General features: G+C 60.9%; 20 protein-coding genes. 6 read left to right on the top strand and 14 right to left on the bottom strand.

The window, feature by feature from the left end:
* Window positions 1–139: 139 nt before the first annotated feature.
* The 13 genes from ABDX87_RS10300 to dksA all read right to left on the bottom strand — a co-directional run bounded on the left by ABDX87_RS10300 (window position 140) and on the right by dksA (window position 17,500).
* Window positions 140–1,318 carry an acetyl-CoA C-acetyltransferase gene (locus tag ABDX87_RS10300; RefSeq protein ID WP_346832768.1) on the bottom strand — a complete coding sequence of 393 codons (1,179 nt, stop codon included), beginning with the start codon at window positions 1,316–1,318 and terminating at the stop codon, window positions 140–142.
* A gap of 364 nt (window positions 1,319–1,682) precedes the next feature.
* Window positions 1,683–2,552 carry an oxygenase MpaB family protein gene (locus ABDX87_RS10295; protein WP_346832767.1) on the bottom strand — a complete coding sequence of 290 codons (870 nt, stop codon included), beginning with the start codon at window positions 2,550–2,552 and terminating at the stop codon, window positions 1,683–1,685.
* 9 nt (window positions 2,553–2,561) lie between these two features.
* Window positions 2,562–4,499: an acetate--CoA ligase gene (acs, locus tag ABDX87_RS10290; protein WP_346832766.1), complete on the bottom strand. Its 1,938-nt coding sequence runs from the start codon at window positions 4,497–4,499 to the stop codon at window positions 2,562–2,564.
* A gap of 273 nt (window positions 4,500–4,772) precedes the next feature.
* Entirely contained in the window at window positions 4,773–6,437 is a 1,665-nt protein-coding gene (gene pgi / locus ABDX87_RS10285; RefSeq protein WP_346832765.1) for a glucose-6-phosphate isomerase, read from the bottom strand.
* A 283-nt stretch (window positions 6,438–6,720) separates the two neighbouring features.
* Entirely contained in the window at window positions 6,721–7,572 is an 852-nt protein-coding gene (panC, locus tag ABDX87_RS10280; RefSeq protein WP_346832764.1) for a pantoate--beta-alanine ligase, read from the bottom strand.
* Window positions 7,569–8,369, bottom strand: a complete 801-nt coding sequence (gene panB / locus ABDX87_RS10275; protein WP_346832763.1) for a 3-methyl-2-oxobutanoate hydroxymethyltransferase — start codon at window positions 8,367–8,369, stop codon at window positions 7,569–7,571. The genes panC and panB overlap by 4 nt, the downstream gene beginning before the upstream one ends.
* A 361-nt stretch (window positions 8,370–8,730) precedes the next feature.
* Window positions 8,731–9,204 (bottom strand): 2-amino-4-hydroxy-6-hydroxymethyldihydropteridine diphosphokinase, encoded by a 474-nt coding sequence (gene folK, locus ABDX87_RS10270; RefSeq protein ID WP_346832762.1) that lies wholly within the window; start codon window positions 9,202–9,204, stop codon window positions 8,731–8,733.
* 5 nt (window positions 9,205–9,209) lie between these two features.
* On the bottom strand, window positions 9,210–10,604 hold the full coding sequence (locus ABDX87_RS10265; RefSeq protein WP_346832761.1) for a polynucleotide adenylyltransferase PcnB: 1,395 nt from the start codon (window positions 10,602–10,604) through the stop codon (window positions 9,210–9,212).
* Between the two features lie 766 nt (window positions 10,605–11,370).
* On the bottom strand, window positions 11,371–12,810 hold the full coding sequence (locus tag ABDX87_RS10260) for a sigma-54-dependent transcriptional regulator (RefSeq protein ID WP_346832760.1): 1,440 nt from the start codon (window positions 12,808–12,810) through the stop codon (window positions 11,371–11,373).
* Between the two features lie 22 nt (window positions 12,811–12,832).
* Window positions 12,833–15,787, bottom strand: coding sequence for a sensor histidine kinase (locus ABDX87_RS10255; protein ID WP_346832759.1), 2,955 nt, complete (start codon window positions 15,785–15,787; stop codon window positions 12,833–12,835).
* Complete coding sequence (locus tag ABDX87_RS10250; RefSeq protein ID WP_002552060.1) at window positions 15,771–15,947, bottom strand: hypothetical protein; 177 nt, start codon at window positions 15,945–15,947, stop codon at window positions 15,771–15,773. Before ABDX87_RS10250 ends, ABDX87_RS10255 begins: the two co-directional genes overlap by 17 nt.
* A 128-nt stretch (window positions 15,948–16,075) precedes the next feature.
* On the bottom strand, window positions 16,076–16,963 hold the full coding sequence (gene gluQRS / locus ABDX87_RS10245; RefSeq protein ID WP_346832757.1) for a tRNA glutamyl-Q(34) synthetase GluQRS: 888 nt from the start codon (window positions 16,961–16,963) through the stop codon (window positions 16,076–16,078).
* 90 nt (window positions 16,964–17,053) lie between these two features.
* Window positions 17,054–17,500, bottom strand: coding sequence for an RNA polymerase-binding protein DksA (gene dksA / locus ABDX87_RS10240; RefSeq protein ID WP_346832756.1), 447 nt, complete (start codon window positions 17,498–17,500; stop codon window positions 17,054–17,056).
* A gap of 345 nt (window positions 17,501–17,845) precedes the next feature.
* Between dksA and ABDX87_RS10235 the strand changes: the two genes are divergently transcribed.
* A complete protein-coding gene (locus ABDX87_RS10235; protein ID WP_346832755.1) occupies window positions 17,846–19,018 on the top strand; it encodes a pyridoxal phosphate-dependent aminotransferase in 1,173 nt (390 codons plus the stop codon).
* Window positions 19,018–19,761, top strand: a complete 744-nt coding sequence (gene sfsA, locus ABDX87_RS10230; RefSeq protein ID WP_346832754.1) for a DNA/RNA nuclease SfsA — start codon at window positions 19,018–19,020, stop codon at window positions 19,759–19,761. The genes ABDX87_RS10235 and sfsA overlap by 1 nt, the downstream gene beginning before the upstream one ends.
* Here sfsA and ABDX87_RS10225 read toward each other — a convergent pair.
* Window positions 19,739–20,068, bottom strand: coding sequence for a Rieske (2Fe-2S) protein (locus ABDX87_RS10225; protein ID WP_346833484.1), 330 nt, complete (start codon window positions 20,066–20,068; stop codon window positions 19,739–19,741). The two genes, sfsA and ABDX87_RS10225, sit on opposite strands and share 23 nt — an antisense overlap.
* A 170-nt stretch (window positions 20,069–20,238) precedes the next feature.
* Here ABDX87_RS10225 and ABDX87_RS10220 point away from each other — a divergent pair, with 170 nt between their 5' ends.
* The 4 genes from ABDX87_RS10220 to ABDX87_RS10205 are packed head-to-tail and all read left to right on the top strand — an operon-like array spanning window position 20,239 to window position 23,871.
* Window positions 20,239–21,138 carry a heme/hemin ABC transporter substrate-binding protein gene (locus ABDX87_RS10220; RefSeq protein ID WP_346832753.1) on the top strand — a complete coding sequence of 300 codons (900 nt, stop codon included), beginning with the start codon at window positions 20,239–20,241 and terminating at the stop codon, window positions 21,136–21,138.
* 50 nt (window positions 21,139–21,188) lie between these two features.
* On the top strand, window positions 21,189–22,172 hold the full coding sequence (locus tag ABDX87_RS10215; protein ID WP_346833483.1) for a FecCD family ABC transporter permease: 984 nt from the start codon (window positions 21,189–21,191) through the stop codon (window positions 22,170–22,172).
* Window positions 22,172–22,939 (top strand): heme ABC transporter ATP-binding protein, encoded by a 768-nt coding sequence (locus tag ABDX87_RS10210; protein ID WP_346832752.1) that lies wholly within the window; start codon window positions 22,172–22,174, stop codon window positions 22,937–22,939. The genes ABDX87_RS10215 and ABDX87_RS10210 overlap by 1 nt, the downstream gene beginning before the upstream one ends.
* Window positions 22,940–22,998: 59 nt before the next feature.
* The gene (locus ABDX87_RS10205; RefSeq protein ID WP_346833482.1) at window positions 22,999–23,871 is read left to right on the top strand and encodes a ChaN family lipoprotein; all 873 of its coding nucleotides are present in this window, start codon (window positions 22,999–23,001) and stop codon (window positions 23,869–23,871) included.
* The last annotated feature ends 15 nt before the right edge of the window (window positions 23,872–23,886 follow it).

Here is a 23,886-nt window from a genome sequence, read left to right as displayed (position 1 = left end):
CGCGAAGCGGCAGCAAACTCGGTTACTTCGGTGTACCTGACACAACGAATACGCCTGATTTTGCTGCCGGTGCCCGGCAGATCGCGGGACAAGCCACGCTCCTACGCCGTCCGGGCAGAAGCGGGCTTTGTATGCTGTGTTAGCGGGCCAACGCCAGCGCCACGCCTTGACCGCCACCGATGCACAAGGTCGCCAAACCTTTCTTCGCATCGCGTTTGATCATTTCATGCAGCAGGGTCACCAGCACGCGGCAGCCTGATGCACCGATCGGGTGGCCGATGGCGATGGCGCCGCCGTTAACGTTGACCTTTTCCATGTCCCAGCCCAGCTCTTTACCCACCGACAGCGATTGCGCGGCGAACGCTTCGTTGGCTTCGATCAGGTCCAGCTCGTCCAGCGACCAGCCAGCCTTGTCCAGGCAGCGGCGGGTGGCACTGACCGGGCCGATGCCCATGATTGCCGGGTCGACACCGGCGTTGGCGTACGCGGCAATGCGCGCCAGGACCGGCAAGCCCAGTTCTTCGGCCTTTTTAGCACTCATCAGGATCACGGCCGCTGCGCCGTCGTTCAGCGACGAAGCATTACCCGCCGTCACGGTGCCGTCTTTCTTGAAGGCTGGCTTGAGTTTGCCCAGCGACTCGGCGGTAGTGCCCGCCCGCGGCTGCTCGTCGGTGGCGAAGGAGACCGGGTCGCCCTTGCGCTGAGGAATCAGGATCGGGGTGATTTCGTCGACAAAGCGCCCGGCTTCGATGGCAGCAGCGGCTTTCTGTTGCGACGAGGCTGCGAACGCGTCCTGTGCTTCACGGCTGATGCCGTACTTTTCCGACAGGTTCTCGGCGGTGATGCCCATGTGGTAATCGTTGAAGGCATCCCACAGACCGTCGCTGATCATGGTGTCGACCAGGGTCGCGTGACCCATGCGCAGACCGGTGCGTGCGCCCGGCATGACATAGTTCGCCAGGCTCATGCTTTCCTGACCGCCCGCGATGATCACATCGGCGTCGCCACAACGAATGGCCTGGGTGCCGAGGTGCAAGGCTTTCAAGCCCGAGCCGCAGACCTTGTTCAGGGTCATCGCAGGCACGGCAAACGGCAGCCCCGCCTTGATCGACGCCTGGCGTGCAGGGTTTTGACCTGCGCCCGCCGTGAGCACCTGGCCCATGATCACTTCGTCGACTTGCGCAGGGTCCAGGCCGGTTTGTGCCAAAAGCTGACGAATGACCGCCGCGCCCAGGTCAACGGCAGGAATGTTCGCCAGCGAACCCTGGAAACTGCCGACCGCGGTGCGGGTAGCGGCAACGATAACGACGTCTTGCATGGTACGAATCCTCACTGTTGTGGGTTTGGCCGCCGGGACCGGACTAAAAGCTGAAGAGGAAAACGGTCCGGGACAGCGGAATCAAGGGCGCACATGGTGGCATGAATGACGGGGGTAATTTAAGCCCTCTGTCGTTTTGCTTCGTGCGGGGCTGACTTGAGTTTCGACGCCCATCCCCGGGCCCCTGCAAAATCTGTAGGAGCGTGGCTTATGTCTGGGCCGCATCCGGACGATCTGCCGGGAACCGGCAGCACATCCGGCGAGTGCGGTTCACCTGATACAAACGGGGTGCTGATTTTACTGTCGCTGCGCGCCAGATCGCGGGACGAGCCTCGCTCCTACAGGAAAGAGGCGGTGGCAGCATTCACATCACACCCATCCGCCGTCTGGCCCGATGAACTGAGGCATTGCGCACGGCCCAGCGCAGAACGGGCGCCGTGCGGTTCACGCCGGCACGGATCATTTTGCGCTTGAAATTGCTCATCTGGATATCAAGCAGGCCGCTGGCCCAGACGGGCAGCAAGTCGATCCCGGCCCGCCTCATCAGGTTGCCCATCGGCTTGGCCATACGACTCGGTGCAGGCGCACCCTGCAAAATCCGCAGCACTTCGCGTGTGCGGTCATCGCACAGCAATTGCGGGCGCATGGTGTCCAGGTAACGGGCGATCTCCTGCGCCGATCGTGGCACCTGTTGCGCGCCGAGGCGCTCGGCAACCAGCGCGGTTTCGGCGTAATACCGATCCTGATCCTCAAGGGACAGCGCCGGGTTCAGGTAGCGCAGGTGCGCAGCCATGAAGCTGCTGACCTCCGCTACATGCACCCACGTCAGCAGCTCCGGATCATCCGCGGCATACACGCTGCCATCCAAGGTGGTGCCGCTGATCTGCGAATGAATGTTGCGCACCTTGTCGATCAGCCAGTTGGCATCGTGGGTGGAACCGAAGGTCGTGCCCGAGATGAACTGCCCGGTCCGCCGCAGTCGACCGAGCATGTCATCGCGAAAGTTGGAATGATCCCACACACCCGCCAAGACGCGCGGGTGGAGCATCTGCAGCATCAAGGCGCAGATGCCGCCGATCAACATGCTGGGAAAATCGCCGTGCACCTGCCAACACACCGCTTGCGGCCCGAACAGCCCGGGATCGCCCTTGGGGTTCTCCATGTCGAGCTGACCCAGGGCCAGACCGGTCATACTCATGACCTGGGTTTCGATGCGTGTGCGGATGAATTCCATGGGGCCCCGTCAGGTGTTAAGCCGCTTCTCGATCAAACCCTCCACCACACTCGAATCCGCCAGGGTCGAAATATCCCCGAGGCTGTCCAGTTCATTGCAGGCGATCTTGCGCAGGATGCGCCGCATGATCTTACCCGAACGGGTTTTCGGCAAGGCCGGCGCCCACTGAATCAACTCCGGCTTGGCGAAACTGCCAATTTCCTTACTGACCAATGCCAGCAGCTCCTTGCGCAACGCTTCGTCGGGCTCAATCCCGGCCATGGTCGTGACGAACGCATAAATCCCCATGCCCTTCACGTCATGGGGATAACCGACGACGGCTGCCTCGGCCACGCTGTCGTGCAGCACCAGCGCGCTCTCGACCTCGGCAGTGCCGATGCGGTGGCCCGATACATTGATGACGTCGTCCACGCGGCCGGTGATCCAGTAATGCCCGTCCTGATCGCGGCGCGCACCGTCGCCGGTAAAGTAATAACCGGGATAGGGTTTGAAATACGTCTCGACCATGCGTTTCTGATCGCCGTACACGCCCCGGATCTGACCCGGCCAACTGGCCTTGATGGCCAACAACCCGGTTGTTGCGCCTTCGAGCTCTTTGCCCTTGTCGTCCAGCAAGACCGGTTGTACCCCGAACATCGGCTGGGTGGCGCAACCCGGTTTCAGCGGCGTGGTACTCACCAGCGGGGTGAGCATGATGCCGCCGGTTTCCGTCTGCCACCAGGTGTCGACGATGGGGCAACGCTCTTTGCCGACCTTGTGGAAGTACCATTCCCACGCTTCGGGGTTAATCGGCTCACCCACGGTGCCGAGTACGCGCAGGGATTCCCGACGGGTGCTTTCCAGCGGTTTTGGGCCTTCACGCATCAGGGCGCGCAGGGCGGTGGGGGCGGTGTAGAAAATGTTCACACCGTGCTTGTCGATGACCTGCCAGAAGCGCGACGTGTCTGGATAGTTCGGCACGCCTTCGAAAATCAGCGTGGTGGCGCCGTTGGCCAGTGGGCCATAGACGATGTAGCTGTGACCGGTGACCCAGCCGACGTCGGCGGTGCACCAGTAGATTTCGCCATCGCGGTAATCGAACACGTATTTGTGCGTCATCGCCGCCTGCAACAGATAGCCGCCAGTGGTGTGCAACACGCCTTTGGGTTTCCCGGTGCTGCCAGAGGTGTAAAGGATGAACAGCGGGTCTTCGGCGTCCATCGGTTCTGGCGGGCAGTCATCGCTAACGCCGTGCAGTGCCTCGTGGTACCAGATATCCCGGCCTTCGACCCAGTCAACGGCACCTTCGGTGCGTTTGATCACCAGCACGGTGCTGACGTCTGGGCAGCTTTGCAGCGCTTTATCGACGTTCTGTTTGAGTGGCACGTACTTGCCGCCGCGTACGCCTTCGTCGGCGGTGATCACGGTCCGGCAATCGGCATCGAGGATCCGGTCGCGCAACGCGTCAGGCGAAAACCCGCCGAACACCACCGAATGCACCGCGCCGATCCGCGTACACGCGAGCATCGCGTAAGCCGCTTCCGGAACCATTGGCATATAAATGCACACACGGTCGCCTTTCTTGACCCCACGTGCTTTCAGCACATTCGCCAGACGGGCAACGTTATGGTGCAGCTTCTTGTAGGTGATTTCGGCCGACTCTGAAGGGTTATCGCCTTCCCAGAGGATCGCCACTTGATCGCCGCGTTTCTCCAGATGGCGATCGATGCAGTTGTAACTGACGTTCAGCTTGCCGCCCTTGAACCAGGTCGCAGTGCCGGTCTTGAGGTCGGATTGCTGAACCTGATCCCAGGGTGTGGACCAGTCTAGGAATTTTTTGGCCTGCTCGGCCCAGAACTCATCGGGCTGTTCAATGGATTGCCGATAAAGCCGCTGATAGTCGTCGGCGCTCAGTTGAGCGGCTTTGCGCGTGGCATCGGCCTGCGGGAAATCGCTGAGATTGAACATGGCGTCTCCTGTTTTTTCTTGTGGTTGCAACAAGACATCAGAGTAGTTGGACTTTTGAGGGTTCAGGCCGGTTGGACCGAGCCTGAGCCAAACCGTGGGAGCGAATTCATTCGCGAGAGGCCGGTACGGTCGGCACGTATTAATCGCCTACATGGGCGCATCGCGAATGAATTCGCTCCCACAGTGGATTTGCGTGATTTCAAACACACCAAATGCACAAAACCCGCCGCCTCTTGCGAGGGAGCGGGTTTCGGGGTGTTGCCTGAGGCAGGATCAGCCGCGGTGACGACCGCGGAAGTAATTGATCAAGCCTTGGGTCGAAGCGTCTTCGGCCGGGGTTTCTTCAGAGCCGACAAGGCGGCTGTAGACGCCTTTGCCGAGCTCCTTGCCCAGTTCCACGCCCCACTGGTCGAAGGCGTTGGTGCCCCAGACCACGCTTTGCACGAACACTTTGTGCTCGTACATGGCGACGAGTGCACCCAGGCGACGAGGGCTGATGCGCTCGCAGACGATGGTGTTGCTCGGACGGTTACCCGGCACGACCTTGTGTGGCGCAACGCGCTGAACTTCGTCTTCCGACAAGCCCTTGGCACGCAACTCGGCCTCGGCTTCTTCGCGAGTCTTGCCCAGCATCAGTGCCTGGCTCTGCGACAGGCAGTTGGCGTACAGCCACTGATGGTGGTCGGACACCGGGTTGAAGCTGACGATCGGCACGATGAAGTCGGCCGGAATCAATTGGGTGCCTTGGTGCAGCAACTGGTGATACGCGTGCTGACCGTTGCAACCCACCCCACCCCAGATCACAGGGCCAGTGTCGGTTTTGACCGGCACGCCGTCCTGGCGAACGCTCTTGCCGTTGGACTCCATGTCCAGCTGTTGCAAGTGCTTGGTGATGTTGCGCAGGTAGTGGTCGTACGGCAGGATCGCGTGGCTCTGCGCGCCCCAGAAATTGCCGTACCAGACGCCGAGCAGACCCAGCAGCGCCGGCATGTTCTGCTCGAAAGGTGCGTTCTGGAAATGCTGGTCCATGGTGTAGGCACCGGACAGCAGTTCTTTGAAGTTGGACATGCCGACAGCCAGGGCGATTGGCAGGCCGATGGCCGACCACAGTGAATAACGACCGCCCACCCAGTCCCACATCGGGAAAATGTTTTCTTCGCGAATACCGAACGCCACAGCGGCGGCATTGTTGCTCGATACCGCAATGAAGTGACGATACAGCTCGGCTTCGGAACCACCTTGAGCCAGGTACCAGGCCCGGGCCGCCGTCGCGTTCTTCAGGGTTTCCAGCGTGCTGAAGGTCTTGGAGGAGACAATGAACAACGTGGTTTCAGCGCGCAGCTTGCTGGTGAGCTCGTGCAGCTCGGTGCCGTCGATGTTCGCCAGATAGTGGCAGCGAACGCCTTTTTGCGCGTAGGACAGTAGCGCTTCGGACACCAGCTCAGGGCCGAGGAATGAGCCACCGATGCCAATGTTCACCACATCGGTGATCGGTTTCTCGGTGTAACCGCGCCACAGCCCGTCGTGGATACGGCCGACCAGATCGGTGATCTGGTTCAGTACCTTATGCACTTCCGGCATCACGTTGACGCCGTTGACCAGCAGCTTGTCGCCAACCGGACGGCGCAGCGCGGTGTGCAGTGCCGGACGGCCTTCGGAGGCGTTGACCAGCTCGCCGTCGTATTGCGCCTTGATCGCGTCTTTCAGGCCCACTTCGTTGGCCAGATTGACCAGCAACTGGCGGGTTTCTGCGGTGATCAGGTTTTTCGAATAGTCGAGAAACAGCCCGGCGCTGCTGAGGGTGAATTCGTTGAAACGCTGCGGGTCTTCGTTGAACGCCTCGCGCATGCTGAAATTCTGCATGGCTTTGCGGTGGTCGGAGAGCGCCTGCCAGGCGGGCAGGGTAGTGACGTCATGAGGAGTGCGGTAGTACGCCATCGCTGCGGGTTTCCTTGTACTTGAACTGCCTTTGGACACTGAAAAGCCAGGGCGGGATCGAATGCATGCGTTCGCCGAAGCCTAACCTGCGGACGCGCCGATGTCTGCGCCTTGCTTTACCTTTGCTCGGTACTTTTTCTCACAAGGTAGTGTCGCCTGTCTCAGGCGACCTGTACCGGTATGGCATTGCTCGTGTGGCTAAGTTCATTGCCCGAACCCTTTTAGCGCACGCGCGTGCTCGGGCTAGTGAGCATAGTTGCGAATAACTGCATTGTGCGGCCTGTCACGCCTTGGTCAGGTGCAAATTGTCGATCAAACGGGTCTTGCCCAGGAACGCTGCGCCCAGCACCACCAGGTCATGGTCGTCAGGGGTGGCGGGAAGCAGGGTCACGGCCTGACGAATCTCAAGGTAGTCGGGGCGAAAGCCTGCGGCTTCAAGTGCTTTCTTGCCGTCGTCCAGCAGCTGCGCGTGGTTCTGTTCGCCGTTGTGGAGGGCGTCACCGATGTGCTTGATCACGCGATACAGCGCAGGTGCCGTGGCGCGTTCGGCCTCGGTCAGGTAACCGTTGCGCGACGACAGCGCCAGGCCGTCAGCGGCACGAACGGTAGGCTCGCCGATGATCTGGATCGGCATGTTCAGGTCACGCACCAGCGCGCTGACCACGGCCAGTTGCTGAAAGTCTTTCTGGCCGAAAATCGCGATATCAGGCTGAACCATGTTGAACAGCTTGCTGACCACGGTGGACACACCGTCGAAGTGACCCGGACGGCTGCCCCCGCACAATCCTTCCGACACGACGGGCACGCGAACGATGGTCTGATCGGCCATGCCGTGCGGGTACATCTCTTCAACGGTCGGCGTGAACAGCAGGTGGCAACCGGCTTGCAGAAGTTTTTCCTGATCGGCTGCCAGCGTGCGCGGGTAGGTGGCCAGGTCTTCGGTGGGGCCGAACTGCAGCGGGTTGACGAAGATGCTTGCCACCACGAAATCGGCGCGTTGAGCGGCCTTGGTGACTAAAGCGGTGTGGCCGCTGTGCAAATTGCCCATGGTGGGTACCAGCGCGATACGTTTGCCTTCGCTGCGGGCGCGTGCGACGGCGGCGCGCAGTTCGCGCACCGTTTTTACTGTGTTCATGCCGAGAATCCGTGTTCTGGAGCGGGAAAGCTGACGTCTTTGACGGCGCTGACATACGCAGCGATGGCCGACTGGATATCAGGCTGGCCGGTCATGAAGTTCTTCACGAACTTGGGCACGCGGCCGCTGATCGACAGGCCGAGCATGTCATGCAGCACCAGGACCTGGCCGTCGGTGGCGCTGCCGGCGCCAATGCCGATCACTGGAATCTTCACGGCGTGACTGATTTCCTGCGCCAGTTCGCTCGGCACGCATTCCAGCAGAATCATGGCTGCACCGGCCTGCTCCAGGGTGATGGCGTCGGCGCGCATCTGACGTGCCTGAGCTTCCTGACGACCCTGCACCTTGTAACCGCCGAGCACGTTCACCGCCTGAGGGGTCAGCCCCATGTGTGCGCACACCGGGATACCACGCTCAGCCAGCAGTCGAATGGACTCCCCAAGCCATGCCGCGCCCTCGACCTTGACCATGTGCGCGCCAGCCTGCATCAGCATCGCGCTGTTGGCGAAGGTCTGTTCGAGGGTGGCGCAGGACATGAATGGCAGGTCGGCGAGGATCAATGCGCCCTGATTGCCGCGTTTGACGCTGGCAACGTGATAAGCCATGTCGGCCGTGGTGACCGGCAGCGTGCTGTCGTGCCCCTGCAGGACCATCCCCAGCGAATCGCCGACCAGCAACACTTCAACGCCGGCCTGGCTGGCGGTGTGGGCGAAAGTTGCGTCGTAGCAGGTGAGCATGGTGATTTTTTCACCTTTCTGCTTCAGGCCCAGCAGTGACGTAACGGTGATATCTGGCATGAAAAAGTCCTCATTCAGGCGCTGTGAACACGACGGCGAGCAACGCGTGATTCATTCTGCAAACGCAGGCACATCGTCGTTTCGCGATGTTTGCAAAGACCTGTTTGGCGCCTATAGACCGGTAGTCCGGCTTCGGGACGCTTATCTTCGTGAGGAGGGGGCGGGAAGTCAATTCCGGGTGTTACCGGTTTGATCGGGATGTTACCGGAGGGTAACGGCTGCTAGGCCTATGTCAGAGTCATGCTGAACGTAATGCCGACCTGTAGGAGCGTGGCTTGTCCCGCGATCTAGCGCGCAGCGGTAGCAAAAGCTATACACGCCGAGTGTGAGAAGGCCAGCTGCTACGCCCTGCGGGCTGCAGCTAGAGGCGCTCAAGCCCCTCGAACGGGCATGCGGCGAGCAAGTCATCCAGCGAGCGGCCATCGGCCAGGGTGATTCCCGGCGCCAGCTCAGCCAACGGATAGAGCACGAAGGCCCGCGCCTGCAGGTGGTAATGCGGCACTTTCAAGCGGGGTTCATCGATCAGGTGATCGCCAAACAGCACGATGTCCAGATCCAGCGTGCGAGGTCCCCAACGCTCCAGGCGTTCACGGCCTTGGCTGTTTTCGATGGCTTGAAGCGCATCCAGCAACGCCAACGGCTCAAGCGCCGTGTCCAGCGCGGCGACCGCATTGGTGTAACGCGGCTGGCCGGGCAGCAACGAGTCGCTGACGTAAAAAGAAGAAACGGCAGACAGTCGGGTATGTGGCAGTTGCCCCAGCGCTTTGAGCGCTTCGCGCAATTGTTCGGCGGGGGCGGCCAGATTGCTGCCCATGCCGATGTAGACACGTTCCATGTTCGTTATTCCGATGCGTCCGCGCCAGCGCGCTTGCGCTTGCCGCCACCGCTGCGACGACGCTTGCGCGGGCCCTGGCCGGTTTCGGACTTGCTGCCCAGGTCACGGATCATGTCGCGACGACCCGATTCGTTAGCGTCCTGATACTCCGTCCACCATTCACCCAGGCCATCGGTTTCTTCGCCGGCGGTTTCACGCAGCAGCAGGAAATCGTAACCGGCGCGGAAGCGCGGGTTGTCCAGCAGCAGATCGGCGCGCTTGCCTGAACGACGTGGCAGGCGTTCCTGCATGTCCCAGATTTCGCGGATCGGCATGGTGAAGCGTTTCGGGATCGCGATGCGCTGGCACTGCTCGGTGATCAACTCGTGCGCGGCTTCCTGCATGGCCGGGATCGGCGGCATGCCACGCTCCTGCAAACGCAACACCCGCGCCGGCAGCGCAGGCCACAGCAGTGCGGCGAACAGGAACGCCGGCGTGACCGGCTTGTTCTGCTTCACGCGCAGGTCGGTGTTGGCCAGGGCCTCGCTGATCAGTGTGTGCGTGTAGGTCGGGGTGTACTCCAGCGCCTTGGAGCTCGCCGGGAACAGAGGTTCGAACAGTTCCAAGTCAACCAGCATCTCGAACGTTGGCTCGGCATAGCCATTGAGGAACAGCTTGAGCACTTCTTCGAACAGGCGCGCCGCTGGAATATCACGCAGCATCGGCGCCAGCGGTCGAATCGGCGTCGCACTGTGCTTCTCGATACCGAAATCAAGCTTGGCGGCGAAACGCACAGCGCGCAGCATTCGCACCGGGTCTTCTTTATAGCGCTGCTGAGGATCGCCAATCAGCCGGATGAGACGATTGCGGATGTCGTGTACGCCGTTGGCGAAATCGAGTACGCGTTCGGTGACCGGGTCGTAATACAGGGCGTTGATGGTGAAGTCGCGACGTTGTGCGTCTTCTTCCAGCGTGCCGTAGACGTTGTCGCGCAGAATCCGCCCGCTTTCGTTACGCGAGGACTGGTTGCTGTCTTCGTCTTCGTCGTCCTGAGGGTGGTTGGCGCGGAAGGTCGCCACTTCGATGATTTCACGACCGAAATGGATGTGAACCAGTTTGAAGCGACGACCGATGATGCGGGCGTTACGGAATTCGGCACGGACCTGCTCAGGCGTGGCGCTGGTGGCGACGTCGAAGTCTTTCGGCGTGATGCCCAACATCATGTCGCGTACGCAGCCGCCGACCAGATAGGCCTGGTAGCCGGCATTTTGCAGGCGTTCGACGATGCTCACCGCGTAGCGGCTGAATTGATTGCGCTGCAACGAATGCTGGCTGCTGCTGAGCACTTCAGGCGTTGTACGCACGTGTTGCTGCGGTTTGCGCAGAGGAGAACGGAATGACTGGAACAGCTTCTTCAGCATGGGATGCACTGTTTGAAGGAATATTCGGCCAATTACGAAGAATGACCGCATGATGGGCGGGGATTCTAGCATTTAGTCGAGGGATGGTGTAGGACGCTGCGCGAAGGCAGTCTTGGGGCAGGCCGAGCGGGGCTTTAAGCTTTTTCGCATCGGGATTTGCGACGGACGTTTATTCCGGAAGCTACTGGGGGAGCCGAAGCTCCCCCAAAGTGCGTGCTCTTATTTTTATTGTCTGTTGGGCTTTTTATTTTTGTTGAGCGCCCAATTCACGGCTTTCGCCTGTGAAACCTCCCAATCGGGAGTCAAGAGCAAACGGATTGCTTTGGTCGCTGTGCTGCAGTAATCAATCGATCCAACCAGTTCAGGCTCTACCTTAGGGTAGTTTTTTGTTGTTCTCGGCCTGGTTGCGGGACAAGTCCCAAATGCAACGCCTCTCCAAAAGAATCAGTTAGCTACGCCTCCGCCGTGTTGTTTTTGTTATGCGTGAGTCGATACGTCTTGTTTTTATTGTGTTGTTTTTGCGGGTGACTGATTTTTGTTGTTCTTGTACGAATGTATATAGCAGGACGCGTGCCAACTATTGTGTAAAACGCTGCAGCCCTTTAAACACGGGGGTGTGGCAAAATGACGCTATTTTTCGAAGGCCAGAAAAAACCGGGGTTACGTTACCGTATGCCCCGGCTTTTGTTACGTCTCGCTGACTGAGGTAACAGTTTTTTCACAAGGCCAGAACACTGCGTGCCAGAGCCCTGCGCGGGGTGTTTCCTCAGGTTTCGCTGGCCACGCCCGTCTTGCGACGAGGGATGCCCAGGCGCTGACGGCGTTCCCACAGACACTTACGGCTCACGCCCAGTTTGCGTGCCAGCTCGGTCTCGGTCATGTGATCTTGATGCTCAAGCACGAAGTGCTGGAAATAGTCTTCCAGTGACAGGTCTTCGGTGGGCTCATGAGCCGTGGAGCTGGCGGAATTACCGGTCTGTGGTGCCAGACCGATGAACTCTTCGACGTCCAGGTCGCTCAGCTCGATGTCGATGCCCAGCAGATCCGCCGAAATTTCCGGGCTTTCGCACAGGATCACAGCGCGCTCGACCGCGTTTTCGAGCTCTCGCACGTTACCCGGCCAGGCGTAGTGACGAATCGCCTGCTCGGCGTCAGGGCCAAATCGCAGGTCGTTGCGTCCGGCCTTGGCACTTTGACGTGCCAGAAACGCGTTGGCGATTTCGTTCACGTCGGCGCCACGTTCACGCAGTGCCGGTAGTTTCAGGGCGATGACGTGCAGACGGTAATAAAGGTCTTCACGGAATTGCCCGACCTTGGCCAGGCTCTTGAGGTCCCGGTGGGTCGCAGCGATGAGGCGTACGTCGACCTTCTGCGATTGCACCGAGCCGACACGACGAATTTCGCCTTCCTGTAGCACGCGCAGCAAACGTGCCTGCGCCTCAAGTGGCAGTTCGCCGATTTCGTCGAGGAACAGCGTTCCGCCGTCAGCCGCTTCCACCAGACCGGCGCGTCCGGCGCTGGCACCGGTGAACGCGCCTTTCTCGTGGCCGAACAGTTCGGATTCGATCAGGGTTTCCGGAATGGCCGCGCAGTTCACCGAAATCATCGGGGCCTTGGCGCGGCGCGACAGGTTGTGCAGGGCGCGAGCCACCAGTTCCTTGCCGGTCCCGGACTCACCCTGAACCAGCACGTTGGAATCGGTCGGTGCGACTTTGCGGATCTTGCTGTACAGGTCCTGCATCGGCGGGCACGAGCCAATGATGCCGATTTCGCCGTTGCTGTTGTCGGCGCCCGGCTTGTCCGAAGCGGACGCTTTGCCACTGGCCACGCGCTCGGCCTGAAGGCTTTGCACCGTTTGCCGGTCACGCAGAATACGCGAGACGGCCTGCAGCATTTCGTCGTGGTCGAAGGGCTTGGCGATGTAATCCACCGCGCCCATTTTCATCGAGTCCACGGCCGAGCGCAGGCTGGCGTAGCTGGTCATGATCAGCACCGGTTTGCCCTGACCAAGCTTGATCAGCTCGGTGCCCGGTGCGCCAGGCAGGCGCAGGTCGCTGACGATCAGATCAAATGAGGGGATGCTGAAACGTTCCTGAGCTTCCTGCACGGATCCGGCTTCACTGACTTGGTACTGATTACGTTCCAGCAGGCGACGCAAGGCAGAGCGGATAATGGTTTCGTCTTCGACGATCAAAATGTGCGGCATTGATTCGATTCTCTCGACGGTCTCAGTTCACAGCGGACGTCGCTTCGACATGTCGCGGTAATGTCACCCGAATACGGGTTCCGCGTTGTTGCTCGGGGTCAGCCGGGCTGTCGATGGTGATTTGTCCATAATGCTCTTCAACGATGGAATAGACCAGTGCGAGCCCCAGTCCTGTCCCTTCCCCCGGATCCTTGGTGGTGAAGAACGGTTCGAACAAGCGGTCCATGATTGCTTTCGGAATTCCAGTGCCTTCATCTTCGACGATCAAATCGACCGTATGTTCGGAGGCTTCGCTTTTCACCCGCACCGCGCTGCCCGCAGGTGAGGCGTCACGGGCGTTGGAAAGCAGGTTGATCAGCACCTGAGCCAGGCGCTGCGGGTCGCCATCGACCCAGTGGCTCGGGTTGCACAGGTTATAGAATTGCACTTCGAAATTGCGGCGATTCAGCGCGAGCAGACCGATGGCATCCTGTGCCACTTCGGCCAGACAAACGGCTTCGTCCGAGTGCTGATGGCCGCCGGCGTGGGCGAAGCTCATCAGCGACTGCACGATGCGCGAGACACGCTTGGTCTGTTCGATGATCTGGCTGCTGATTTCGGTGAGTTCGCCATCGTCTTCGCGCTCTTCGCGCAGGTTCTGTGCCAGGCAGGCGATGCCGGTGATCGGGTTGCCAATCTCATGGGCGACGCCAGCCGCCAGGCGACCAATGCTTGCCAGGCGCTCGGAGTGGACCAGTTTGTCTTCGAGCATCTGGGTGTCGGTCAGGTCTTCAACCAGAATCACCAAGCCACTGTTGCCGGGCGCCAGTGGTTCGTCAATGGCGGCTTTGTGCAGGTTCAGCCAGCGGGTCTGGCCGTCCAGCGCCAGGCGTTGCTTGTGCAAGTGCTCGTCCGGCACGTTGATGAAGCCCAGCAGCAACTGTCGCCACGGGTCGGCGATGGTTTCAAGGCGCGAGCCGACGACACGCTGCGCGCCAATCCCGGTGAGCTCCTCCATGGCCTTGTTCCACATGAGGATCTCTTGATCCTTGGCCAGCGAGCAGACGCCCATCGGCAACTCTTGCAGGGTCTGGCGGTGGTAACGGCGCAGGGCGTCGAGCTCCGCGGCCAGGCCGGTAAGGCGCGAGTGGTAATCCTCGAGCCGGCTTTCGATGAAGTGAATGTCTTCGGTGACGTAGTTCTCGCCGCCTGATTTGTACGGCAGAAAGGTTTCGACCATGTCCTGTGCGACGCTGGGGCCCATCAGGCCGGACAGGTTGGCTTCGATACGGTCGCGCAGGCGGCGCAGCGCGTAAGGGCGACGCTCGTCGAATGGCAGGTAGAGATCGCGCAGCGCCTGTTCGACTTCCTTTTGCGCGGCTTTGGCGCCGAGCGGTTTGGCCAGTTGAGTCGCGAACTCCTGCGGGGACACGGCATGCAACTCCCGACGCTGAGGGCGGCGAACGTTATCCACGGCGCAGGCCTCGGCGGCGCTGGCCTCTTCAGGGCTGGGGTTGCTGAACAGGGAAATCAGGGTGAACACCAGGACGTTGGCGGCCAGCGAGGCAATCGCCGCCATGTGCCAACTGGTGTCATCCAGCACGTAGATCATGTTCAACAGCGGAATATAGAAGCCCTGGAAGTTGCCAATCAGCGGGAACAGCATGCTGACCATCCACACCGCGATTCCCGCGATCAGACCTGCCATGAAGCCGCGGCGGTTCGCTGCGGGCCAGTACAGAACCGAGAGCACGCCGGGCAGGAACTGCAAGGTGGCGACGAAGGCGACGATGCCCAGGTTGGCCAGATCCTGCTTGGCACCGAGCAGCAGGTAGAACCCGTAACCGGCCATGATGATCGCGACGATCAGCCCACGGCGGGTCCACTTCAGCCAGCGATAGATATTGCCTTCGGCCGGTGGCTGATAGAGCGGTAGCACCAAGTGGTTAAGCGCCATGCCCGACAAGGCCAGCGTAGTCACGATGATCAGGCCGCTCGCCGCCGACAGCCCTCCGACGTAGCCCAGCAGCGCCAACAGCTTGTTATTGGCGGCAATGCCGATGCCGAGGGTGAAGTATTCCGGGCTGGTGGTCGCGCCCAGTTTCAACCCGGCCCATAGCACCAGCGGTACGGCCAGACTCATCAACAGCAGAAACAGGGGCAGCCCCCAACTTGCGCTGACCAACGCACGGGGATTGAGGTTTTCGGTAAAGGTCATGTGATACATGTGCGGCATCACGATGGCCGAGGCGAAGAACACCAGCAGCAGCGTTCGCCAAGGGCCTTCCTGCAGGGGCGTGTGCAGTGCGGCCAGCGCGCTCTGGTTTTGCAGGAGCCATTGCTCAAGGCTCGCCGGGCCGTCGAATACGCCGTACAGCGCGTAGAGGCCGATGCCGCCGATGGCCACCAGCTTGATCACCGATTCGAAGGCGATGGCGAACACCAGGCCTTCGTGTTTTTCCCGGGTGGCGATGTGTCGCGAGCCGAAGAAGATGGTGAACAGGGTGATCAGCACGCAAAACGCAAAGGCCACGTAGTTGCGCACGGGCTCACGGGTCAGGATCGCCATGGAGTCCGCAACGGCCTGGATTTGCAGGGCCAGCAGCGGCAACACACCGATCAGCATGAAAATCGTCGTCAGTGCGCCCGCCCATGTGCTGCGGAAGCGGAAGGCGAACAAGTCCGCCAGGGACGAGAGCTGGTAGGTACGGGTGATCTTGAGAATCGGATAAAGCAGCACCGGCGCGAGCAGAAAGGCGCCTGATACGCCCAGGTAACTGGACAGGAAGCCATAACCGTATTCGTACGCCAGGCCCACGGTACCGTAGAACGCCCATGCGCTGGCATACACGCCCAGCGACAGGGTGTAGGTCAGCGGGTGGCGAATGATCCAGCGCGGGATCAGGCCGCGTTCGCTGATCCAGGCAACGCTGAACAGCACCAGCAGGTAGGCGGTGCTGACCAGGATCATCTGGGTCAGGCTAAAGCTCATCGGCATCTCGTTGGCTCTGCAAAATGAAGGTCACCACGATCAGGATCAGCCACAGCATGTAGGGCCGGTACCAGGCGCCCGTCGCGTCGATCCACCAATCCATGATGGCGGGGGAGAAGAGGTAGATGCCTACCACCAGGAGCAGGACCAATCGATAGATGTACATTTGGCCTCCCAGATTGAGTGACGCCGGCACGACAGCCTGTGACGGAGCGGCATGGTAACGGATGGCTATCAGGCTGCAAGCGACGTTTCGGCCAGCTTTGTGGTGCAGTCTGGAGCAACCGCTCTAGATCAGTCTATTCGAGCTTCTTCGATATGGGCGACCGGTGGAATCAAATCGGCATTCCAGTGGGCGATGCCCCAGTCGAGCACCTCACGCGGCGTCGCGAAGGACAATTCGCCCGATACCGGCTGTCCCAGTGCGCGTAACGCACGCATCAGTAGCGGTGTGGCCTGATCGGCCGGTAACGGCGGGGAGCGATAGGACTTGCCCAGTTTATGGCCGTCAGGCTGGGTGATCAGCGGGACGTGCAGATAGCGCGGTTGCGGCAGCCCCAGCAATTCCTGGAGGTAAAGCTGGCGCGGTGTGGAGTCCAGCAGGTCGGCGCCGCGCACGATGTCGGTCACGCCCTGCCAGCCATCGTCCAGCACCACGGCCAGTTGATAGGCGTAAAAGCCGTCACGACGCTTGATCACGAAATCGCCGACGTCACGGCCCAGGTGCTGACGAAACTTACCCTGCACGCGGTCTTCAAAACGATATTCCAGCTCTGGCACGCGGATACGGATCGCCGCGTTGTCAGGCGAATGCCCTGCGTTACGACAGAAGCCGGGGTAAATCCCCTGGAAATCTTCGAGTTGCTTGCGCGAACAGGTGCAGGCGTAGGCCAGTCCGTAGCTGAACCAGCGATTGATGATGTCTTGATAGGCCTCGTGGCGGTCACTTTGCCGGACCAGCTCGCCGTCCCACTCAAACCCGTAGGTTTCCAGCGTCTTGAGGATCGCGGTCTGCGCGCCGGGTTCTTCACGGGGCGGATCGAGGTCTTCCATGCGCATCAGCCACTTCCCCCCGACCGCGCGCGCATCCAGATAGGACGCCAGTGCGGCAACCAGAGAGCCAAAGTGCAGGTAGCCGCTGGGCGTTGGCGCGAAGCGCCCTATATAAGAAGGGGATTTCATGGGCAGTGATGGTACTGGAAATCGGTTTGGGGACAATGCCGAAAACAACAAAGGACGCCGAAGCGTCCTTTGTTTATTTGAAAAGCATGATCATTTACCGATCTGCTTTTCCTTGATTTCAGCCAGCGTCTTGCAGTCGATGCACAGGTCGGCAGTCGGGCGGGCTTCCAGGCGGCGCAAGCCGATCTCGATGCCGCAGGATTCGCACCAGCCGTACTCTTCGTCTTCGATCAGTTGCAGCGTCTTGTCGATCTTTTTGATCAACTTGCGCTCACGGTCACGAGCACGCAGTTCCAGAGCGAATTCTTCTTCCTGACTCGCACGGTCAGCAGGGTCAGGGAAGTTGGCCGCTTCGTCCTTCATGTGATCAACCGTGCGGTCGACTTCCTGCATCAGATCCTGCTTCCACTTGTTCAGGATCTTGATGAAGTGATCGCGCATGGGCTTGCCCATGTATTCCTCACCCTTCGTTTCAACGTAGGGAGTGAAACCGCTGATCGTTGTTGAATTGCTCTTTTGCTTTTCTTCGGTGGGCATGAACGGACCGCCTCTCACTCTTCTAAGCCATTGCGCAGGGTAATGATCCATCGCCGACACCTGCCGGCCCTGCGGCTGCAAGCGGGCGAACTTACCAGATCGAATCGGAGCGCGCTACTCCCGGTTGTCGAGCATGGCTCTACAACGCGCCCATGAACTATGACCACAGCCAAAGCGCCCGGTTTTATATTATTTTGCAGTGCCATCAGTCTAGCCCCCTGTCGCCACAACATCTTCATTTGTGGATCGTCGGCACAAAACGGCGCCGGATAAATCCTGTAGCAGGGCAGGCGGTTGGGTAGAATCAGTGAATTGTTTCCGCCACGAGTCAATAAAGGAAGGCCAATGCCCCAGCCCTACAGTGCGCGCAGTCGCGCCATCGAACCCTTTCATGTGATGGCGCTGCTGGCGCGTGCCAACGAATTGCAGGCGGCGGGGCACGATGTCATCCACCTGGAGATCGGCGAGCCGGATTTCACCACGGCCGAACCCATCATCAAGGCCGGGCAGGCTGCATTGGCGGCCGGCAAAACCCGCTACACCGCCGCGCGGGGCTTGCCTGAGCTGCGCGAGGCCATTTCCGGCTTCTATGGCCAGCGTTACGGCGTCAACGTGGATCCGGGCCGCATCCTGATCACGCCGGGTGGCTCGGGCGCCTTGCTGCTGGCGGCGAGTCTGCTGGTCGATCCCGGTAAACACTGGTTGCTGGCCGATCCGGGTTATCCGTGTAATCGTCACTTTCTGCGTCTGGTGGAAGGCGCCGCGCAACTGGTGCCGGTCGGGCCGGAGGTTCGTTACCAGTTGACGCCGGATCTGGTCGCGCAGCACTGGAATCAGGACAGCGTCGGTGCGTTGGTCGCCTCGCCCGCCAACCCGACGGGCACGTTGCTGCACCGTGACGAGCTTGCCGCGCTGTCCGCATCCCTCAAGGCGCGCAACGGGCATCTGGTGGTGGACGAGATTTATCACGGCCTGACCTATGGCACCGATGCCGCCAGCGTGCTGGAAGTGGACAATGACGCGTTTGTTTTGAATAGTTTTTCAAAGTATTTCGGCATGACCGGGTGGCGCCTGGGGTGGCTGGTGGCGCCACAAGACGCGGTCGGCGATCTGGAAAAGCTGGCGCAGAACCTTTACATCAGCGCACCGAGCATGGCGCAAAGTGCCGCACTGGCGTGTTTCGAGCCGCAGACACTGGCCATTCTCGAAGAGCGTCGCACTGAATTCGGCAAGCGAAGGGATTTCCTGCTCCCAGCCCTGCGCGAGCTGGGTTTCAACATCGCCGTCGAGCCCGAAGGCGCCTTCTATCTTTATGCAGACATCAGCGCTTTCGGCGGCGATGCCTTCGCATTCTGTCGGCATTTTCTGGAAACCGAACACATCGCATTCACGCCGGGCCTGGATTTCGGGCGTTATCAGGCTGGCCATCATGTGCGTTTTGCCTATACGCAGAGCCTGCCGCGACTCCAGGAAGCTGTAGAGCGGATCGAGCGTGGACTGCGGAGCTGGAAGGCCTGATGCGTTTCTCTCCCGAACTCGAAGAAGGTCGCCTGATCCAGCGTTACAAACGCTTCCTGGCCGATATCAAAACCCCCAGCGGCGAACGCCTGACCATTCACTGCCCCAACACCGGCTCAATGTTCAACTGCATGATGCCCGGCGGGCGCGTCTGGTTCAGTCGCTCCAATGACCCCAAGCGCAAGTTGCCGGGCACATGGGAGATCAGCGAGACCCCTCAGGGGCGCTTTGCCTGCGTGAACACCGGCCGCGCCAACAAACTGGTGGAAGAGGCGCTGTTGGCGGGCGTCATCACCGAGCTTAACGGCTTTACCGCGCTCAAGCGGGAAGTGGCGTACGGGCAGGAGAACAGTCGGGTGGACTTCCGTCTGGATTACCCCGAGGGTTCGCTCTACCTGGAGGTGAAAAGCGTCACGTTGGGGTTTGACGATACGGCCGTGGCAGCGTTTCCCGACGCGGTGACCCAGCGCGGCGCGAAGCATTTGCGTGAGCTGGCGGCTCTGGCGCGCGAAGGCGTGCGCGCCGTGCTGCTCTATTGCGTCAATCTGACCGGGATCGAGGGCGTACGTCCCGCCGAAGAAATCGATGCTGCCTATGCCGAAGCGCTGCGTGAGGCCGTGTCCGCCGGGGTGCAAGTCCTCGCTTATGGCGTGCAACTGACGCCGAATGAAGTGCGCGTGGACCGTCGTCTGGAGGTTCATCTGACGGAAACGGATGTACTCAATCCCGTGCTGGCGGGCTGATCCAGATGCCCTGCGCGTCTTCGCCGCACGCGATCACGTTCAGGGTTTTGCCTTCGCAGGGCCCCGCGATGCATTCGCCACTCTCGATCAGAAACAAAGCGCCATGGGTCGCGCACTGGATCAGGCTGGCGCTGCTGTCGAGGAACTGGTCCGGATGCCATTCCAGCGGCACACCACGGTGCGGGCATCGATTCTGGTAGACGTGGACCTGCCCGGCACGGCGTACGGCCAGCACCTGCAGTCCATCGATATCGAAGCCACGGCTTGTTCCTTCGGGCAGTTCGTTCCCGTTGCACAGGTAGTTCAGCGGAGTCTCCTTCGCGCTTGACGCGTAAATGCAAATAATTATCAAATTGCCCGGTTGTCATGAGCGTCTAGTCTGACAGCTCTGCAATTGACGCGTCGATCCGGCGTGACGCCAGGCCTGATCCTTGAGGGGTGACAGGCGCGTTCTTCTCTATTAAGGACTCTCCCCCTATGCGTTCCCTGAGCAAACTGACTGCGATTCTGGCCGGGCTTGTAATCACTCATCTGGCGTCGGCGCAATCACAACCTCCGCAGCGTTGGGTCAGTGCGGGCGGGGCGCTGACGGAATGGGTCGTGGCGTTGGGTGGGGAATCTCACCTGGTCGGCATCGACACCACCAGCCAGCACCCCGAATCGATCAAGTCGCTGCCCAGCGTCGGTTATCAGCGGCAGTTGTCGTCTGAAGGCATCCTGAGCCTGCGTCCGAACATTCTCGTGGGCACTGAAGAAATGGGCCCGCCACCTGTCCTTGAACAACTGCGATCGGCAGGCGTGAACGTGGAGGTGTTGTCCGCCGGGGCGGACATGTCGGCGTTGCAGGGCAACTTGCAGAAGCTCGGCGCGTTGCTGGGCGATGAACGCCGGGCACGCGAGCTCATCGAGCAATACGCCAAGCAACTGGACGCTCAGCACGCCTGGGTTGCGCAGGCACAACAGCATCAACCGGCACCTGGCGTCATCCTGTTGGTCAGCCATGCCGGGGCAGCCCCGATGGTGGCCGGAGTCGGGACCGTGGGTGACTGGCTGATAAAACAGGCCGGTGGCCGGAATCTGGCGACTCATACCGGCTACAAGATTTTCTCCGCCGAGGCCATGACCGGCTTGAATCCTGACGTGCTGGTGTTCACCGACCGGGCGCAGAACGGGGCTTCTTCCCGAGACGCCTTGCTCAGGGAAAACCCTTTGCTGGCCTCGACGCAGGCTGCACGCAATCACCGCCTGATCGAAGTGGACCCGACGCTGCTGGTCGGCGGTCTGGGACCGCGTCTTCCGGAGACGATGAAAACCCTGTCCAAAGCCTTCTATCCTGCGGATACGCCGCTCAACGCCAAGGTGTCGCCGGCTCAATGAGAGCGATTGTGCAACCGCGAACGTTGTTCACCCTGCTCAGCCTCGCTTGCGTGCTGGCTGTGTGGCTGTCGCTGGCATTGGGGCCGGTGAGCCTGCCGTTGCTCGACACGCTACGCGCCGGTCTGCGCCTGCTCGGTGTTCCGATGTCAGGGGATAACCTTCAGCAGGCCGAGCTGATTCTTGGCCAGATTCGTATGCCCCGTACGCTGCTCGGGTTGGCGGTGGGTGCAGTGCTGGCATTGTCCGGCGTGGCGATGCAGGGTCTTTTCCGCAACCCGCTGGCTGACCCCGGCCTGGTCGGGGTGTCCAGCGGTGCAGCGCTGGGTGCAGCTATTGCCATCGTGGCAGGTGCTTCTTTGGGCGGGGTGCCGCCTGCGCTTGAGCCTTATGTGTTATCGATCTGTGCATTCGCGGGCGGCCTGACCGTGACCGGCATCGTTTATCGCCTCGGGCGTCGCGATGGACAGACCAGCGTGGGCATCATGCTGCTGGCGGGTGTGGCGATGACGGCGCTGGCAGGTTCGATCATCGGCCTGTTCACGTACCTGGCTGACGACGCGGCGCTGCGTACGTTGACGTTCTGGAACCTCGGCACGTTGAACGGCGCCAGCTACGCCAGGCTCTGGCCTCTGCTGCTGGTCTGTGCGGCGGTGATTGTCTGGCTCCCGCGTCGTGCCAGTGCGCTGAATGCGCTGCTGCTCGGGGAGTCCGAAGCCCGGCATCTGGGCATCGAAGTGGAGCGACTCAAGCGCGAGCTGATTCTGTGTATCGCGCTGGGCGTCGGTGCAGCGGTGGCGGCTGCGGGGCTGATTGGCTTTGTCGGGTTGATCGTGCCACACCTGATCCGGTTGGCGGCAGGCCCTGATCACCGGGTCGTGTTGCCCGCTTCCGCACTGGCCGGGGCGAGCCTGTTGTTGTTTGCCGACGTGTTTGCGCGCTTGGTGCTGGCGCCGGCCGAACTGCCGATCGGCATCGTTACCGCCTTTATAGGGGCGCCGTTTTTCCTGTTTCTGCTGGTCCGAGGGCGCACCTGATGATGAAGGCAGAAGGGGTCAGCGTTCATCGCGACGGCAAATGCGTGCTGGAAAACATCGATCTGACCGTCAACCCCGGCGAAATGCTGGGCGTGCTCGGGCCGAACGGTGCTGGCAAGAGCACCCTGCTAGGCGCATTGTGTGGTGAGTTGAAAACGACGCAGGGCCAGCTTTGGCTGGATGAGCAGTTGCTGACGCACTGGACAGGCCCGCAGAGGGCACGCCGGCTGGCGGTTCTTCCGCAAAGTTCGACGTTGAGCTTCGCGTTCAAGGTGCAGGAAGTGGTCGCGATGGGGCGTTTGCCTCATGACAGCGGCCAGCAGCGTGATGCCGAGATCGTTCAGGCTGCACTGGAAGCCGCCGATGCACTGCATTTGCACGATCGCAGCTACCTCACATTGTCGGGTGGCGAGCGTCAGCGGGTTCACCTGGCCAGGGTGTTGGCTCAGTTGTGGCCGGGCGAGGGCGGGCAAACGTTGTTGCTGGACGAGCCGACCTCGATGCTGGACCCGCTGCACCAACACACCACGTTGCAGGCCGTGCGTGATTTTGCCCACCGGGGCGGGGCGGTGATGGTCATTCTGCATGATCTCAATCTGGCGGCGCGTTACTGCGACCGGCTGTTGTTGCTGGAGTCGGGCCGCCCCTATGCACTGGGTACGCCAGACACGGTGCTGGTCCCGGAGGCGCTCAAGGCCGTGTTTGGCCTGGAAGTGCTGGTTCAGCGTCACCCCGAACGGGGGCATCCGTTGATCATTGCGCGGTAAACCGTTCTGGAAGGTTTGTTGAACAAGGAGGTCGCGTGCGTCGTTACCTGCTGTTTCTGATGTTGTCATTGGCGAGCGCCTGCCAGTCGCCGCCGACGTTGCCACCCCTACCTTCCTGGCAAAGCCCCGAGGGGCGTGAGCATAGGGATCTGGGCATGATTCGTGATCTCGGCACCGGACAGGCGTTGACGCCGCAACAGCTGATCTCTCATCTGGCCGGGGCGCCGCGTGTGCTCGTGGGCGAGCAGCATGACAACCCCGATCACCACGCCTTACAGTTGTGGTTATTGCAGGCGCTCAGCGATCAGCGTCCACAAGGCAGCCTGTTGCTGGAAATGCTGACGCCGGATCAGCAGGGACGGGTCGATGAAGTACAGCGCGGTATACGGAACGGCCGCTACCCTGCCGACTTGCCCGTCTCGCTAGGGTGGGAAAAAGGCTGGGACTGGGCGCTTTACGGACCGGTGATGCGGTTTGCATTGGCCCAGCCGTACCCGGTGCTGTCCGCCAACCTGAGCAAAGAAGAGATCGGAGCGATTTACCACCAGCGTCCCGCGCTGAGCGGTGCTCAATCAACCCGCGATACTGTGCGCACGCAGTTGTTGGATCAGGTCCGCCAATCTCACTGCGGCATGCTGCCCGAGGATGCCCTTCCTGCAATGCTCGCCGTTCAACAGCAACGAGACCGGCGCATGGCGCACCGTGTCATGGAGGCGCCGGCGCCTGCCTTGTTGTTTGCGGGCAGCTATCACGTTCGCAAGGATCTGGGTGTTCCGTTGCACATGGCGGACCTCAACAGTCCGGATCGTCCCGTCGTGCTGTTGTTGGCGCAGGTCGGCAGCGAGGTCGAGCCGGGCAGCGCAGATTACGTCTGGTACACCGCTGCGTTACCCGATCAGGACTATTGCGCGCAGATGCGCCCGCCTACCTGACAACCAGAGTGATTT

The sequence above is a fragment of the Pseudomonas abietaniphila genome, from assembly GCF_039697315.1.
In the GTDB taxonomy this organism is placed as follows: Bacteria; Pseudomonadota; Gammaproteobacteria; order Pseudomonadales; family Pseudomonadaceae; genus Aquipseudomonas; species Aquipseudomonas abietaniphila_B.
The sequence above is the reverse complement of the archived record's forward strand: the minus strand, read 5'-3'. Positions and strand labels throughout refer to the sequence as shown.

Excerpts from the sequence above, each read along its gene's own strand:
- ABDX87_RS10300 (WP_346832768.1), bottom strand. The coding sequence starts at position 1,318 with ATGCAAGACGTCGTTATCGTTGCCGCTACCCGCACCGCGGTCGGCAGT.
- ABDX87_RS10295 (WP_346832767.1), bottom strand. The coding sequence starts at position 2,552 with ATGGAATTCATCCGCACACGCATCGAAACCCAGGTCATGAGTATGACC.
- acs (WP_346832766.1), bottom strand. The coding sequence starts at position 4,499 with ATGTTCAATCTCAGCGATTTCCCGCAGGCCGATGCCACGCGCAAAGCC.
- pgi (WP_346832765.1), bottom strand. The coding sequence starts at position 6,437 with ATGGCGTACTACCGCACTCCTCATGACGTCACTACCCTGCCCGCCTGG.
- panC (WP_346832764.1), bottom strand. The coding sequence starts at position 7,572 with ATGAACACAGTAAAAACGGTGCGCGAACTGCGCGCCGCCGTCGCACGC.
- panB (WP_346832763.1), bottom strand. The coding sequence starts at position 8,369 with ATGCCAGATATCACCGTTACGTCACTGCTGGGCCTGAAGCAGAAAGGT.
- folK (WP_346832762.1), bottom strand. The coding sequence starts at position 9,204 with ATGGAACGTGTCTACATCGGCATGGGCAGCAATCTGGCCGCCCCCGCC.
- ABDX87_RS10265 (WP_346832761.1), bottom strand. The coding sequence starts at position 10,604 with ATGCTGAAGAAGCTGTTCCAGTCATTCCGTTCTCCTCTGCGCAAACCG.
- ABDX87_RS10260 (WP_346832760.1), bottom strand. The coding sequence starts at position 12,810 with ATGCCGCACATTTTGATCGTCGAAGACGAAACCATTATCCGCTCTGCC.
- ABDX87_RS10255 (WP_346832759.1), bottom strand. The coding sequence starts at position 15,787 with ATGCCGATGAGCTTTAGCCTGACCCAGATGATCCTGGTCAGCACCGCC.
- ABDX87_RS10250 (WP_002552060.1), bottom strand. The coding sequence starts at position 15,947 with ATGTACATCTATCGATTGGTCCTGCTCCTGGTGGTAGGCATCTACCTC.
- gluQRS (WP_346832757.1), bottom strand. The coding sequence starts at position 16,963 with ATGAAATCCCCTTCTTATATAGGGCGCTTCGCGCCAACGCCCAGCGGC.
- dksA (WP_346832756.1), bottom strand. The coding sequence starts at position 17,500 with ATGCCCACCGAAGAAAAGCAAAAGAGCAATTCAACAACGATCAGCGGT.
- ABDX87_RS10235 (WP_346832755.1), top strand. The coding sequence starts at position 17,846 with ATGCCCCAGCCCTACAGTGCGCGCAGTCGCGCCATCGAACCCTTTCAT.
- sfsA (WP_346832754.1), top strand. The coding sequence starts at position 19,018 with ATGCGTTTCTCTCCCGAACTCGAAGAAGGTCGCCTGATCCAGCGTTAC.
- ABDX87_RS10220 (WP_346832753.1), top strand. The coding sequence starts at position 20,239 with ATGCGTTCCCTGAGCAAACTGACTGCGATTCTGGCCGGGCTTGTAATC.
- ABDX87_RS10210 (WP_346832752.1), top strand. The coding sequence starts at position 22,172 with ATGATGAAGGCAGAAGGGGTCAGCGTTCATCGCGACGGCAAATGCGTG.
- ABDX87_RS10205 (WP_346833482.1), top strand. The coding sequence starts at position 22,999 with ATGTTGTCATTGGCGAGCGCCTGCCAGTCGCCGCCGACGTTGCCACCC.